Source organism: Caballeronia sp. KNU42, from assembly GCF_053760385.1.
This window is the reverse complement of record NZ_CM132390.1, coordinates 1,202,236-1,215,227: the sequence shown is the minus strand read 5'-3', so window position 1 is coordinate 1,215,227 and position 12,992 is coordinate 1,202,236. Positions and strand designations below refer to the sequence as shown.

At 58.1% G+C, this 12,992-nt stretch carries 17 protein-coding genes; 5 read left to right on the top strand and 12 right to left on the bottom strand.

Features of this window, described 5'->3' with window-relative positions; translation table 11 throughout:
• Positions 1 to 10 precede the first annotated feature (10 nt).
• The 3 genes from ACSOSP_RS36645 (at position 11) to ACSOSP_RS36635 (ending at position 2,135) form a co-directional block, all read left to right on the top strand.
• Positions 11 to 331, top strand: coding sequence for a TFIIB-type zinc ribbon-containing protein (locus ACSOSP_RS36645; RefSeq protein ID WP_455313916.1), 321 nt, complete (start codon positions 11 to 13; stop codon positions 329 to 331).
• Positions 332 to 407: 76 nt separating this feature from the next.
• Positions 408 to 875, top strand: a complete 468-nt coding sequence (locus ACSOSP_RS36640; protein ID WP_455315348.1) for a CBS domain-containing protein — start codon at positions 408 to 410, stop codon at positions 873 to 875.
• 423 nt (positions 876 to 1,298) lie between these two features.
• Positions 1,299 to 2,135: an EamA family transporter gene (locus ACSOSP_RS36635; protein WP_455313915.1), complete on the top strand. Its 837-nt coding sequence runs from the start codon at positions 1,299 to 1,301 to the stop codon at positions 2,133 to 2,135.
• Positions 2,136 to 2,169: 34 nt separating this feature from the next.
• Here ACSOSP_RS36635 and ACSOSP_RS36630 read toward each other — a convergent pair whose 3' ends face one another.
• The 5 genes from ACSOSP_RS36630 to ACSOSP_RS36610 all read right to left on the bottom strand — a co-directional run bounded on the left by ACSOSP_RS36630 (position 2,170) and on the right by ACSOSP_RS36610 (position 7,079).
• Positions 2,170 to 2,757 (bottom strand): hypothetical protein, encoded by a 588-nt coding sequence (locus ACSOSP_RS36630; protein ID WP_455313914.1) that lies wholly within the window; start codon positions 2,755 to 2,757, stop codon positions 2,170 to 2,172.
• A 341-nt stretch (positions 2,758 to 3,098) separates the two neighbouring features.
• The gene (locus ACSOSP_RS36625; RefSeq protein WP_455313913.1) at positions 3,099 to 4,256 is read right to left on the bottom strand and encodes a metallophosphoesterase; all 1,158 of its coding nucleotides are present in this window, start codon (positions 4,254 to 4,256) and stop codon (positions 3,099 to 3,101) included.
• Positions 4,257 to 4,667: 411 nt separating this feature from the next.
• Positions 4,668 to 4,973 (bottom strand): DUF4148 domain-containing protein, encoded by a 306-nt coding sequence (locus ACSOSP_RS36620; protein WP_455313912.1) that lies wholly within the window; start codon positions 4,971 to 4,973, stop codon positions 4,668 to 4,670.
• 237 nt (positions 4,974 to 5,210) lie between these two features.
• Positions 5,211 to 5,909 carry a nitroreductase gene (locus ACSOSP_RS36615; protein WP_455313911.1) on the bottom strand — a complete coding sequence of 233 codons (699 nt, stop codon included), beginning with the start codon at positions 5,907 to 5,909 and terminating at the stop codon, positions 5,211 to 5,213.
• 651 nt (positions 5,910 to 6,560) lie between these two features.
• Complete coding sequence (locus ACSOSP_RS36610; RefSeq protein ID WP_455313910.1) at positions 6,561 to 7,079, bottom strand: hypothetical protein; 519 nt, start codon at positions 7,077 to 7,079, stop codon at positions 6,561 to 6,563.
• Between the two features lie 323 nt (positions 7,080 to 7,402).
• Here ACSOSP_RS36610 and ACSOSP_RS36605 point away from each other — a divergent pair, with 323 nt between their 5' ends.
• Entirely contained in the window at positions 7,403 to 7,924 is a 522-nt protein-coding gene (locus ACSOSP_RS36605; RefSeq protein WP_455313909.1) for a DUF6572 domain-containing protein, read from the top strand.
• A 263-nt stretch (positions 7,925 to 8,187) separates the two neighbouring features.
• Here ACSOSP_RS36605 and hfq read toward each other — a convergent pair whose 3' ends face one another.
• Positions 8,188 to 8,517, bottom strand: coding sequence for an RNA chaperone Hfq (gene hfq, locus ACSOSP_RS36600; RefSeq protein WP_455313908.1), 330 nt, complete (start codon positions 8,515 to 8,517; stop codon positions 8,188 to 8,190).
• Between the two features lie 326 nt (positions 8,518 to 8,843).
• Between hfq and ACSOSP_RS36595 the strand changes: the two genes are divergently transcribed.
• A complete protein-coding gene (locus tag ACSOSP_RS36595) occupies positions 8,844 to 9,143 on the top strand; it encodes a hypothetical protein (protein ID WP_455313907.1) in 300 nt (99 codons plus the stop codon).
• On the opposite strand, the gene ACSOSP_RS36590 is transcribed toward ACSOSP_RS36595, so the two are convergent.
• The 6 genes from ACSOSP_RS36590 to catC form a co-directional block, all read right to left on the bottom strand.
• Positions 9,137 to 9,364, bottom strand: a complete 228-nt coding sequence (locus ACSOSP_RS36590) for a hypothetical protein (protein WP_455313906.1) — start codon at positions 9,362 to 9,364, stop codon at positions 9,137 to 9,139. The genes ACSOSP_RS36595 and ACSOSP_RS36590 overlap by 7 nt on opposite strands.
• Before the next feature lie 163 nt (positions 9,365 to 9,527).
• Positions 9,528 to 10,097: a TetR/AcrR family transcriptional regulator gene (locus ACSOSP_RS36585; protein WP_455313905.1), complete on the bottom strand. Its 570-nt coding sequence runs from the start codon at positions 10,095 to 10,097 to the stop codon at positions 9,528 to 9,530.
• 243 nt (positions 10,098 to 10,340) lie between these two features.
• Entirely contained in the window at positions 10,341 to 11,669 is a 1,329-nt protein-coding gene (locus tag ACSOSP_RS36580; RefSeq protein WP_455313904.1) for an LLM class flavin-dependent oxidoreductase, read from the bottom strand.
• Between the two features lie 182 nt (positions 11,670 to 11,851).
• Positions 11,852 to 12,235 carry a DUF427 domain-containing protein gene (locus ACSOSP_RS36575; protein WP_455313903.1) on the bottom strand — a complete coding sequence of 128 codons (384 nt, stop codon included), beginning with the start codon at positions 12,233 to 12,235 and terminating at the stop codon, positions 11,852 to 11,854.
• 143 nt (positions 12,236 to 12,378) lie between these two features.
• On the bottom strand, positions 12,379 to 12,675 hold the full coding sequence (locus ACSOSP_RS36570; RefSeq protein ID WP_455313902.1) for a YciI family protein: 297 nt from the start codon (positions 12,673 to 12,675) through the stop codon (positions 12,379 to 12,381).
• Positions 12,676 to 12,695: 20 nt separating this feature from the next.
• Positions 12,696 to 12,980: a muconolactone Delta-isomerase gene (gene catC / locus ACSOSP_RS36565; RefSeq protein ID WP_455313901.1), complete on the bottom strand. Its 285-nt coding sequence runs from the start codon at positions 12,978 to 12,980 to the stop codon at positions 12,696 to 12,698.
• Between the last annotated feature and the right edge of the window lie 12 nt (positions 12,981 to 12,992).

The window sequence follows — 12,992 nt, the reverse complement described above, 5'->3', positions numbered from 1 at the left end:
AGGCAAGGCAATGAAATGTCCAGTGTGCAAGACGCCGGATCTGCTGATGGCGGACCGCCAGGGAATCGAAGTCGACTATTGTCCGACGTGTCGCGGTGTGTGGCTCGATCGTGGTGAACTCGACAAACTGATCGAGCGCAACGCTGACGAACCCGTTCCGCAAGCGCAGGCGTCAGCGGCAAGTACCCCGGTCGCGCGCCGGCACGACGAAGGCCGTCACTACAACGACCGTGATCGCCGCAACGGTTACGGCGACGACGAGTATCGCGACCGGCGTTATCCGTACAAAAAGAAGAAGTCGCTTCTCGGCGACCTGTTCGACTTCGGGTGACTACACCATCTGAAGAGCATGGATACCCGCGCAACACGCGCAGCAGCCCAAACCTATCTCTTGATTGAGGCACATGATGGCAACAGTCGCACAATTGCTGAGTTCAAAATCGGATCAGTCATTTCACACGATCGAGGCGTCCGCGAGTGTCTTCGACGCCATCAAGCTGATGGCGCATAAACAAATCGGCGCGCTCGTGGTCACGTCCGGCGAGCACATCACCGGCATCGTCACCGAGCGCGACTATGCGCGAAAAATCGTGTTGCACGACAGGTTGTCAAAAGAGACCCCCGTAGGCGATGTCATGTCGAAAGCCATCCGGTACGTTCGCCTCAATCAAACGACGGACGAATGCATGACGATCATGACCGACAATCGGATACGTCATCTTCCTGTGATCGATGGCGGCCTGCTGATCGGCATGGTGTCAATCGGCGATCTCGTCAGGAACCTGATTGTCGAGCAACAATTCACGATCCATCAGTTGGAACACTACATTCGCGGCAACAGTCATGCACCGGAGTTGGAGGTCGCGACGCGCTAGACATGGGCTGCGATTATTGAGCAACCCCAGTTCGCGTTTGGTGAGGCGCGAATCGCCCCTATGGCCGTCGCCTGAATCTTCAGGCTCGGCGCTGGGTTGTCGACCTTCATGAATCAGCATGGACTCAGTTTTGTGCGTCGTTCCGGCATTTCCGCGCAGTGCCTGACCACACTGGGAGACCCCATGCATTCGACATGATTGGTCCCCGCGGTATCGGCGTATTCGAGCAACGGAATAGAAAAGCGCCGTGCGGTCGAACGCAACGCGTGCAAGTCCCGGTCAATCGGCATGTCATGACGCGCAGCTCGCGTGGGGTCAGCGGCGCCCGCCGTTCTCTGCCATAATGGCGCCTCGCCGTTTGCCACTTTTCGCCATCAAACGCCTTATCTTGCCACGCACACCGTCACCCTTCCCGCGGTCCTGATGCAGCCTTTCATCGTCTTGCTGGTCCTGTTCTCCGCGCTCCTGCACGCCACCTGGAACGCCTTCCTCCACACCAGCGGCGACCGTGTCTGGCAGCTTGGCATGATGTCTTTCCCCTACCTGGTGTGCTCGGCAGCCGTGTTGCTGTTCGTGCCTGCGCCGGCGCGCGAAAGCTGGCCGTATATCGCGGCATCGGCGGCTTTGCAGCTCGGCTATTGCGTGGCCTTGGCGAAGGCCTACAAGGCAGGCGACTTCGGGCAGATTTATCCAATTGCACGCGGCCTCTCGCCGCTGCTCGTGTTCGCGGGCGCGTTCGTCTTCGCAGGCGAGCACCTGCGGCCGCTCGCGCTGGCGGGCGTCACGCTCGTATCGCTCGGAATCATTTCCCTGGCATTCCGCAAGCGCCGTTTCGCCACCGCAAGCGTGCCGGCCGCGCTCGCGACAGGCGTGTTTATCTCGGCTTACACGATCGTGGACGGCATTGGCGTGCGAGTAGCCGGCAGCGGCTTCGGATATATCGCGTGGGCGTACATCCTCTTCAACGTGCCTTTGGCCGCAATGGCTTTTTATCGATACGGCGGTCCGTGCCGCCTGTTCCTCGATGACCCGCGACGCTCGCTGCAAGCCTTGAGCGGCGGAGCGATCGCAATGGTCGCGTACACCATCATCATCATTGCTTTTCGTTACCTGCCCATTGCGATGGTCTCGGCGTTGCGCGAGCTAAGTTCGATCTTCGCCGTTTTGATCGGCTGGCTGTTCATGCGCGAAAAGCTGACCGCGCGGCGCGTGGTGGCGTGTGTGCTCGTCACGGCCGGCGCGGTTTTGATCCGCATTTAAGCGTTCTTTTGCAGATTTTAAATCAAGTCCATGATTATTTCGGCGTGGGCGTCACTTCCACGGCCGTGGCTGAAATCAACACCGCGTGCACGCTATCGCCTGGTTTCAATTTATATGCGGCTATTTCAGAGCTTAAGTCGTATGTCTCGGTACGCCATGGGCCACGCAGGGTAATTGTTTTATTCTTGCTGTTGACACTCTGCACCGTTGCGAAAATCTCGGTTTCATGTACGGCGCCAAAACCCTGGGAACCCGATGCGGGCACATAAACGTCGGTATCAACACGTTTTCGCAATTCATCGCCCTTAGCTGACGCTTTCGTCGCCCTGATGAGCAGCGCGTCCCTGACCTGCACATCCACACGATCGCCGATCTTCAAGTCATCGAAGTTCGTGACTTCCTTGCCGACCGTGACCGGTATCACCCGGCCCTTCGCGCCTTTCAGCGTCAAGGTCCTGGCGCCCGCGTCGATACCGACGATCTGCGCATGAATCTGCTTCGGCGGGGCGTTCAGCGCGGATTGAATTGCGGCACTGGAGAGTTGCTGATCGGTTTGCGCGCCGACCTGCGCTGTCACTGTGAATAAGGCAAGCGATAAAGCTACAGTCCATTTTGCGTTCATGCAGTTTCTCCGGGCGAAGGGAAATTAAATCGCGCACTGAATCGAATAATTAATTCTATTCTGAAGCGCCAGCGCATTAATTTGCGAACGTTATTTATACAGCGCACACCCGAGTTCTGTCCACGAATTCACATTAATTACGGATTATCAAGTAATCGAGTGGAGCATTCAATAAATCGGATTTATTCTATTTTTTATAATGATCAATCCGGTTCAACAGGAATTCGACGTAAAACCGGTGTTCTTTTCAGGACACCGGCCAAAGCTGCATTTCTTGAAGTTGCTGGTACTTACGACCAAGGACTTAGGCAGGGCGCGCGCCGCCCACATTCACCTCACGCTCACCTCGCATTCACCAACCGCAAACGCGTAATTTCTGACGGTGCGCCAATCCGTATCGGCGGTCCCCAGTAGCCCGTGCCGCGGCTGGTGTACACCCACAAGTCGTTGAGCTTTTCGAGTCCGGCCACGAACGGCTGCTGTAACCGGACGAAGAAATTCCACGGCAGAAACTGACCGCCATGCGTATGGCCGGACAATTGCAGCGTAAATCCCGCTTTCGATGCCGCCTGTGCGCTGCGAGGCTGATGAGCCAGCAGCAGACGAAACGCGATGTCGGCGGGTGCGCCGAGCATGGCCTTGGCCGGATCGCTTTTGTGGGCCGGGTCGAAACTGCCCGCGCCATAATCGGTCACGCCGGCCACGACTGCGCGCGCGCCATCGTGATCAACCACCACGTGTTCGTTAAGCAGCACCTTCAAGCCAAGCCGGCGGAATTCAGCAATCCACTTGTCCGCGCCGGCGTAATACTCGTGATTGCCGGTGACCAGGAACGCGCCATGTCTCGCCTTCAGGTCCGAGAGTGGCCGCGTATGCGCGGCAAGATGCGGCACCGAGCCATCGACCACATCGCCCGTCACCGCGATCAGGTCGGGCGACAACGTATTGACCGCAGCCACGATCTTTTCGACGTAATGACGCTTGATGGTCGGGCCCACATGGATATCGCTGATCTGCACGATGGTGAAACCATTCAACGCGGGAGCCAGGTTCTCAATCGGCACGTCGACGTTCTTCACCCCGGCACGCCGCCGCGCGCTGTAGATGCCGAACAGCGTGACCAGCACGGCGAGCAGCGGCACGCCAAGCGCGCTCCACGCAATAAAAGCAGGCCATCCGGCCGCGTCGTTTTGCACCTTGCTGATCAGGTGCAGGACAAGCAGCACGATATCGCGGAAAAACGTCAGCGCCAGCAGGGAAGAGAAGAACCCCATGGTGAGCAGGCCGATCCACGCCAGACGATCGGACAGCGGTTGCTGACTGATATTGCGCGCGGCCATTCCGAGCGGAATCAGCAAGCAGGAAGCCACGAGTGCAAGCACCGCCAGCCATCGCAGCGGTGCGCCAACGGGTGCAACCGGAATCAGGCGCACGCCGATATATACGTGAAACAGAATCCCGATACCGATGACACGGATGAAAAACGCGGAACGTCGCATAGACCGCCTGGTAATAAATGAAGCCGGTAGGTTGAACCGAGATTGAGACTGGCGACCTGCTGCGTCGATACGTTTGACCGACTGACCGTCTGCTATCAAGCCCGGCCCGAAACGGCCTCCGATTCTACCGGTTCAACAAAAAACCTGCCGGTACGTAGCCGTTGCTTCAAGATGCACAACAGGTTCACAATGGGCCCGCATCGCGCATGCCATAAAGGATTCGTCAAGGCTCGCGCTTCGCGAAAACAGCGGCAAGCATGACAAGACACTGCTTGGAACCCCAAAGGAATGCGTGCTTGGCCAAGAACCCCGCGTGGACGAAATGAAACTCCGCGAGTTGATGCGCCGAAAAAAATAACCCGCTTTTAGCGGGTTATTTTCATGCGATCACACTGCGTCCACAGTCTTCGTTCAAGGTGCGGAAGCTGCCTTGGCTTTCTCTGCCGCCGACTTCTTCTCCGCATTTTGGATATTTTGCGGATAGTTCGTCTGGTCACCGCCTGGCTGGTAGCCGTTCTTTTCCAGATCCTTCAGCTCGGCGTTTTTCTTCGCGCGTGCAGCCTTGCGATCGGCTTTGCGTTGCGCCTTCTGCGCCTGCTTCGAAGTGGAAGCGCCGGTGTCGCTTGCGGCGGTTTGCGCCATTGCGACAGAGGTAGTCAGCCCGGCAATCGATACTGATACGACAAGTGCCATTGCAGCCATGCGGATACGGTACATAACGAGATTCTCCACGAAAAGCGGTTTTTTTTGGTGCGGCGGCGCGATTGACGTCCACCGCGTTTGTCGTGCTGGACCTGCGTGCTTCGCTACATGCCGGACAATCCCGCCCTTACGACTTTGTTCGCGAGCAGTCGGACACGCGGGGATATATTAACCAACTCTTCGTTACAACGTGTAGCACATCCGTAAGAACTAAATCACAAAATTGCGTTTTTTTAGATGCCGGTCCTGCCGTCATCTCAAGAAGCGCACAAAGTCGTCGACCTCCTCGCGTCTGCTGACGAGCGTATTCTCAGGTTGCGAGAGATCCGCGTAACCCATGCTCATGCCGCACACCACGATCTCGTTGTCAGGCAGTGCCAGATGTTCCGCGATGATCCGGTGATAGCGATTGAACGCGGCTTGCGGACATGTATCCAGACCGAACGCACGTGCCATTAGCATGACGCTCTGCAGGAACATGCCGTAGTCGAGCCATGAACCTTGCTCCATGCTGCGATCCATAGTGAAAATCACGCCGACCGGCGCGCCGAAGAATTCGAAATTGCGGCCGAGCTGAGCCTTCATGCGGGTTTTATCGTCGCGTGTAATGCCGAGCAGCGAGTACAGCGACCAGCCGAGTTCGCGCCTTCTGTCGATGAACGGCGAGGTCCACTTGAGCGGGTAATAAGCGAATTCTTGCTCGTGCAGCTTGTCCGCCTCGGGATCGTTGTAGACGGTAAGGATCTTCCGTGAGAGCGCATCGCGCGCTTCGCCAGTCAGCACGTAAGCCTTCCACGGCTGCGTATTGCTGCCTGACGGGGCGCGCCGGGCGTGATCGAAGATCTGGCGCAAAATGGTTTCGTCCACCGCGTCGGGCAGGAACGCGCGGATGGAACGGCGCGACATCAGCGCCTGCATCACGGTTGCGGTCACGGTTGCGTCATTGTTCATCGAAGGCTCTCATCTCGACTGATTCACATGCCTTGAGCGCATTGCGTCGGCGCCCAGGCGTTCGCCGGATACTTTATCGCGTACTTGCCGAACGCGCCTGGGCGCGTTCACTTCCACATTCGGACGTTGCGCCGCGCACGCGCCACACCGGCTTCTTCCTGAGAATAGCCACGCTTGCAGATCAGTGTCGTCTGTTCGAATGGCATTACTACTTTGCTATCCTTATTAATTTTCCGGAATCCAATCGTGGTAATGCCCTGCAAATAGCATCGAAACTGCGCAGCCGGACTCGATACCGAATTAGCCTGTGCAGCGTGCGTGCCCGGACTTCCAGATAGAACCGGATCGATGCACCACTCGCCTACCCAGCGAAGTCATGATCCAGCAGCACCTCGAACGCAACGAAACGTCGTAGTTACGCCTGGCCCATAAAAAAATCCATCCGGCTTGCGCCGGATGGATTTTTTAGCGATAACGCGTAGTCGCGGAGGTACCTTGATTGCCGCGTTGCCGCGCTTCCTTAGAAGCTCAAATCAACCGGTTTCACCCGGGCGATTCGCCGTTGGTCATTCAGCGGGGATCTGGATTACCAACGAGGTACGCATGATGAAGTTTCGGCGAATCGCCGGCTATCGGAGGAATCCGACTGCCTCACTTGATCGCTTTTCCTGAACCGAGCGCAGCCGGTGTCACGAGATCGACCAGCACACGCGTACCCGGAATCACCGTGGCCGCGGCCTTCGGCGAATTTGCCTGCACCGTCAACACCGCGCCTTGCGTGTCCTTGAGCGTCATCAACCCGCCATCGACCCGTGCCACGCTGGCCACGACCTGGCTGCCGTCCTGCGAAGGCACAGCCGCCAGCGACGATGAATCAAGCACCGTCAGCCTGACCGAGCGCTGGGCCGTGCCGACCACATTCGTGCCGGGTTTGAGTTTGTCGAGATTCGGCACGTCGCTGCCGACCTGGAACGATTCGGTGCCGCCCTGCCCATTGATGACCGTGACCTGGTGATTGGCCACATTCACTGATTGCAGCCGCCCGCCAACACGCACTGCCGTGGTGCCGTCGATAGTCGCGGCAAACGTGCCCGTCATGACCATGGACGATGCGGCCGCGATCAGTGCGGACTTGAATGACCAAAGGGCCTTCCTTGATTTCTTTTTCATGCTCTTGCTCCTGCCGGACAAATGAGGTTCCGTTCGTGCGATGTCCGATCTAATCGCACAAACTGTTCAAATAACGTGAACCCAGTTTGTTTTTCGAGATGAGGGCTGTCAATCGACCCGGCTTATTTTTAGGTATCCTCCTATTTCAAGACATCGATTTAGGATGTGCACCAAAACAATCAATTTCGAAGCTTGTTAGGAGCCGTAAAGCTTAAAGGTCGTACACTGTTGCAATCGTGCTCCGCGTACTTATTTAGGATGACGCAGTCCATTACAATAGGCACCTGCAATCTTTGCCCGGCATCGGGCGCTGGGGAAATACCATGTCTCTTCTCGACGTGGACACAATCGATTACGTCGGCGTGAACATTTTGTTCAAGCGCGTCTACGTCGGCATTTTCGACGACCTCGACTGGGACGACGAAGCGAAGCATTTTGCGTTGCTGACCAAGAAAATCGATCGTTACACGCAGTACATCCGTTCGGGTCAGTTACTCGCGGCTTACCCGCGGGTGCGCGGCTATCCGGTGATCATTGAATACGTTGCAATGCGGCCGATGACCCGCTCGGCGGAAGCATTCTGGAAGACGCGCGAGACGCTCATCCGGGCGAGTGGATTTGACGTCCGGTGCCGTACCGTCGACGTGCGGCATGCGCTGGCCGCGGATGCCGAGGCGCAGGTGGGCGACGCTGAAGTTGCCGCTGACACGCGGCTGGAATCGGTTGTCAATGCGCTCGATCTTGCCACGCGGCAGCCTCCTGAAGAGAAGCAGCGTGAAGACATCGTCCATGCCGGACGGCGCGCGGTGCTGGTGATGCGTAAAAAAACGTCCTCGGGACGATGAAAACGGTCGAGCGGCCACGGCGAATGCCGTCGGTCGGACGCTCGATTGCGACCAAATGGTGACAATCAAGCAAAAAAGGCGAGGCCCAATTGGGCCTCGCCTTTTTTTCGTGTTCTGCGGTAGGTACGGGCCGGAGCAGCAGCCTTTGCTGTGTTCCGCGCCGGGCCTTCACCTGCTCCTCGGTCCAGCCAATGTGAACCGGTTCGTCACGCAACAACCGTGGTTCACACGCCGGTCCCGCCCTGGCGCATGAACCGTGCGCTTCATTCGCCGCCCGTATTCATCGGCAAGCGCCGCTTATGGGAAATGGCGACGGGACGTTTTGAATCCGCGTCCCGCGGAGCGCCCGCGCCGGTGCGCGCGGCGCCTGCCGTGAATGCTTTGCCGGTGTCTTCCTGGATGGTCGAAATCGAGTGCTTGTACACCGCCTGGATGCCGGCGGCGGAGCTCAGCATAACCAGATACTGGTCGAATGATTCGATGTGACCAACCAGCCGTACCCCGTTCACGAGGAAAATTGCGACACGCTTGCGCTCTTTGCGGGCGGCGTTAAGCACGTCGCTCTGACTTTGCTGCTGGGGTTCTGTAGCCATTCTCATTCGACCTGACGTTAGTATTTCAGACTGTTCCGGCAGACATCTACCAGAATCTTGATGCGCATTTCGCAGTGCGACAGTGCTCGGCCGTCGGACTCACCGATGAGTCCCGGAGGAACGACTTGCGCTGACCGGATGCCATTGTTTCTTGCCGCCCGGTATCGCCATGATGCCAGATGGCCGCGCCGCGCACCGTTTGCCCCCATTCGAGCAACGCCGCTCACGGGAGTTCAAAGTCCGCACGAAAAATCCGTTTCGGAATATTCGCAAGCCCGACAAACGCCCACACTCGCATATTGGATACTAACCCGCTGGAATATCGTGTGGGCGTAACTGTTGAAGCCGAACAGGATCAAAACCGAAAAAAACTCCCGCTGGCCGGGGCCGCGCAGCGTCAGGCAACAACGCGCAACTTCCCGGTGATTGCTGAAAAGCCCTGCAGGCTGAACTGCATCGAACTTGCCGTCGGCGGCATGCGCAAGTCCCGAGGCAATCCGCCAATCAAATGGCGGAAAAGGTCAAAAAAGGCCGCCACGCCCGGTTTCCCGAATCGAAACAGCCCTTTAGCGTCCGCCACCGGCAAACCCGGATGGCGCCTGGATTCTAAAATCCGGCGTTATTGAGCGGGGGTGTCCGGCTTCTTGTGCTTGTGCTTGAACAGGTGGGGCTTGCCTCTCGAACTTCCCGGTGTGGAGCTGTTGTCGCCACCCATGGTCGGGCCGGCCGTTGCCGCGCCATGCGCGTTACCGCCGCCCGAACCACCGTTGCCGTTTCCCTGGGCCGCGGCCATGCCGGACGCGCCAAGGAGGATTGCAGATACGCAAATCAGGTTAAATACTTTCATTGTCCATCTCCAAGGAGCACGCATAGACCACGATTCGGCATTCGGTTGCCGCCCTTCAGGCTCATGACTGATGGGCTGGCGTCGACCAAGCAGCCGACGGGTTGAATGTAATGGATTGATCTCACGGCTTCAAGAATTGTTTACATTCAGCCGCTGTTCGTCCTCACCCCGGTGGCCCCGGCAACAAGGGCATCAGTTGCCCGGCGACGCCGTCCAGAATCTCCTTCGACAAAACCGGGTCCGAGACCGCTCTCGCCAATCCGATCGCGCCGAGACACGCGCTCAATTGCAGGATCGCGCGGGCGCGGCGTTCAGCCGGATCCGCGATATCGAGCAAACCCTCGGAGAACGCGAGATTGTGCTTGACCCGGTCGGTGAATACCGCGCGCGTGGCGTCGTTGCTGCGCCCGACATCACCCAGCAGTGCGCCCAGCGCACACCCTTGGCCGGGGGCATCCCGATGCGCCTCGCTCAGGTAGTCGCGCACCGCCTGCGCGAGGTTTTCTGCACGTGCTTCCCATACATCGAGACTCTTGAATGCAACCTCGATCGCCTCTGTCACGAGTTCGTCGCGCGATTCAAAATGCTTGTAGAAACCGCCGACTGTCATGCCGGCTTCCTTCATGACGTCGGCAACGCCAATGCCGTCCAGCCCACGTTCCCGAAAGCGTCGTGCGGCGACATCGACGATCCGCTGATGCGTTGCCGCCTTCTCTGCCTGTGAATGTCCCATGACCTTCGTTTGTCCTGTGATCGGGTGACTACCGAGGTGACTCTAGGTACCCCCGGGACATCAATCTTAATGCAGAAAGGCAATGGCACAGGCGCGGTCCGGCTCGACGCAATATTCATCGCCGCTTGTCTGTTCGCGTCATTTTCACAATACAACGAAAAGTTGATCAGGCATGCGAAATAATTAAAAGAAATAAATGCTGGTTTCCCGATGACGCCTCTTCCAGATGGCGTCATCGGCTCTTCAGGCCTCGAAAAAACGGTTCCCGGGCCTCGGTAATCCAAGATTCTCTCGCAGGGTAACGCCTTCGTATTCACGTCGAAAGATATCTCTTGCCTGCAGTTCGGGCACGACCTTGTCGACGAAATCGTCGAGTCCGCCCGGCAGATAGGGGAACATGACGTTGAAGCCATCAGATCCGTTCTCCACGAGCCATTGCTCCATCTGATCCGCAATCATCGTGGGCGTGCCAATCATTTCAAGCCCCGAATAACCGCCGACGCGCTGCGCAAGCTGGCGGATCGTCAGATTGTCGCGACTCGCCCACTCGATCACCCGCTCGCGGCTGCTTTTGCTTGCGTTGGTTTCAGGTATCTCAGGCAGCGGCCCATCGGGATCGAAGCCTGAGACGTCGTGACCCAGCATGATCGAGAGCGAGGCGATGCCGCTGTCGTAATGAACCAGGCTATCGAGACGCGCCCGCTTTTCCATTGCTTCGTCCAACGAGTCGCCGACCACGACGAACGCAGCCGGCAGAATCTTGAGATGCTCGGGATTTCGCCCGAGTTTCGCCATGCGCCCTTTTATATCGGCGTAAAACCGCTGACCGTCCGCCAGCGTGGTCTGCGCGGTGAATACGGCTTCCGCCGTCTCGGCCGCGATCTGCCGGCCAGCCTCCGACGACCCAGCCTGCACGATGACCGGCCAGCCCTGCACAGGTCGCGCAATATTGAGCGGCCCACGCACCGACAGGTTCTCGCCCTTGTGGTTGAGCACATGCATCCTGGCTGGATCGAAGAACGTGCCGCTTTCAACGTCGCGAACGAAGGCGTCGTCAGCCCAGCTATCCCAGAGACCGGTCACAACGTCGAAGAACTCCCGGCCTCGCCTATATCGCTCGCCGTGCTCCACATGTTCTTCCAGACCGAAGTTGAGCGCTGCGTCCGGGTTGGCCGTGGTGACCAGGTTCCAGCCGGCGCGCCCGCCGCTCAGGTGGTCGAGCGAGGCGAAACGGCGCGCGACGTGATAGGGCTCGTCGAACGTGGTGGACGCTGTCGCGATCAGGCCAATGCGCTCGGTCACCGCGGCAAGTGCCGACAACAACGTCAGCGGCTCAAACGACGTGGCCGTGTGACTTCGCCTTAACGCCTGGGTGGACATGTTGAGGACGGCCAGATGGTCCGCCATGAAGAAGGCGTCAAAACGGCCGCGCTCCAGCGTCTGCGCAAAACGCTTGAGGTGCGCGAAATTGAAGTTCGCGTCAGGGAATGCACCGGGATAACGCCAAGCTCCGGTATGAATGGTGGCCGGGCGCATGAAAGCGCCCAGGCGCAAGCGACGTTGCGTGGTCATGGGATGTCTGTTCCAGCGTTGATAAGAATGCCTCGGCGTGCAAGGCAAACGCTGCGCTCGCGGCGTCATCGATAAAATACGTCGAATGGCGAAAGCGTGCACAAACCGGCTATCGATGCGGGAACGGTGCCTCGTTCATCTTTCAGCAAACGTATGGCTTCACCGACGCGTTCGCGGCAATGTCAGTCCGCCGGCAGGATGTCGAACCTGTCTACGCGATCCGTATAGAACGCCAGATGGTCCTTGATCTCTGCGACGGCAGGATAGGTGTCTTCATAGGTCCATACCGCATTCACGGAACGTTCGCCGCCCAGCGGGATGCTGTAGTACGAGCAGTCCCCTTTGTACGGGCAATAGGTCACGTGGTCCGTGCGCTGCAACAACGACATGTCGACGTCCTTGCGCGGAATGTAATGAACCGCCGGGTACGACGCCTCGCGCAATGTCAGCGCCTCGCGCGTGTCTGCAATAACCCGGTCGCCTATGGAGATAGTGATGCGCCCCGGGTTGGGCTCGATCGTGATGGGATGATCGGGCCCGGGAATTTTGACTGTTTTGGTCTGCATGTCTTCGTGCTCCTGGAAGCAAGGGTGAACGGACTGATGCGTAGTAAGCGAGTCGTTACCTACGAATACTGCAGCCTATCGGAAAGTGCGTTTTCTTGCCCGATCGAACCATGGCGAACCGCATGAAAGCAATGCAGCAGGGCCTATAAATAACCCTTGCCGTCTACATAGGCCTTGCGCCAGCGAGTAATTGCCACGCGCTCGAATAAACCCGCAAGCGCGAACGGGTCTTTCGCGATGAAACGTTCGACTTCCTCACGCGTGTCGAGGTCGACCACATAGAAGCCACCGCCCGCATTGCTTCCGTCGTCGTGGAGTTTCGCGCCGCACGCGAGCAGCAGTGCCTTGTTCGCTTCGAGATAAGCCACGTGCACGTCACGCTCCTGAATGCGCAACGGGGCGTGACCCGGCTTATCCCAGGTTTCGATAATGAACGGCATGACCCCTCCTCTTATCGAACTCAGTTCGGCGCGATAGCCGACGGATGCTGTGCGAGCGGCGTCACTTCGATCGCCATGTAGGGAAAGAGCGGCAGCGAGCTGAGCAGCGTATGCAGTTCGTCGTTGGATTCGACATCGAGAACGCTGTAGTTCGCGTATTGGCCCACCACGCGCCACAAGTGACGCCACGTGCCTTCGTGCTGGAGTTTTTGTGAAAGCGCTTTCTCGTCAGCCTTCAGTTTATTGACGAACTCGCTGTCGGCGTCGAGAGGAATCTGTACCACCATATGAACCAGGAACAACATGTTTGAATCTCC

Bases quoted from the DNA above. Each gene is read 5' to 3' on its own strand.
- ACSOSP_RS36645 (WP_455313916.1), top strand. From the start codon at position 11: ATGAAATGTCCAGTGTGCAAGACGCCGGATCTGCTGATGGCGGACCGC.
- ACSOSP_RS36640 (WP_455315348.1), top strand. From the start codon at position 408: ATGGCAACAGTCGCACAATTGCTGAGTTCAAAATCGGATCAGTCATTT.
- ACSOSP_RS36635 (WP_455313915.1), top strand. From the start codon at position 1,299: ATGCAGCCTTTCATCGTCTTGCTGGTCCTGTTCTCCGCGCTCCTGCAC.
- ACSOSP_RS36630 (WP_455313914.1), bottom strand. From the start codon at position 2,757: ATGAACGCAAAATGGACTGTAGCTTTATCGCTTGCCTTATTCACAGTG.
- ACSOSP_RS36625 (WP_455313913.1), bottom strand. From the start codon at position 4,256: ATGCGACGTTCCGCGTTTTTCATCCGTGTCATCGGTATCGGGATTCTG.
- ACSOSP_RS36620 (WP_455313912.1), bottom strand. From the start codon at position 4,973: ATGTACCGTATCCGCATGGCTGCAATGGCACTTGTCGTATCAGTATCG.
- ACSOSP_RS36615 (WP_455313911.1), bottom strand. From the start codon at position 5,909: ATGAACAATGACGCAACCGTGACCGCAACCGTGATGCAGGCGCTGATG.
- ACSOSP_RS36610 (WP_455313910.1), bottom strand. From the start codon at position 7,079: ATGAAAAAGAAATCAAGGAAGGCCCTTTGGTCATTCAAGTCCGCACTG.
- ACSOSP_RS36605 (WP_455313909.1), top strand. From the start codon at position 7,403: ATGTCTCTTCTCGACGTGGACACAATCGATTACGTCGGCGTGAACATT.
- hfq (WP_455313908.1), bottom strand. From the start codon at position 8,517: ATGGCTACAGAACCCCAGCAGCAAAGTCAGAGCGACGTGCTTAACGCC.
- ACSOSP_RS36590 (WP_455313906.1), bottom strand. From the start codon at position 9,364: ATGAAAGTATTTAACCTGATTTGCGTATCTGCAATCCTCCTTGGCGCG.
- ACSOSP_RS36585 (WP_455313905.1), bottom strand. From the start codon at position 10,097: ATGGGACATTCACAGGCAGAGAAGGCGGCAACGCATCAGCGGATCGTC.
- ACSOSP_RS36580 (WP_455313904.1), bottom strand. From the start codon at position 11,669: ATGACCACGCAACGTCGCTTGCGCCTGGGCGCTTTCATGCGCCCGGCC.
- ACSOSP_RS36575 (WP_455313903.1), bottom strand. From the start codon at position 12,235: ATGCAGACCAAAACAGTCAAAATTCCCGGGCCCGATCATCCCATCACG.
- ACSOSP_RS36570 (WP_455313902.1), bottom strand. From the start codon at position 12,675: ATGCCGTTCATTATCGAAACCTGGGATAAGCCGGGTCACGCCCCGTTG.
- catC (WP_455313901.1), bottom strand. From the start codon at position 12,980: ATGTTGTTCCTGGTTCATATGGTGGTACAGATTCCTCTCGACGCCGAC.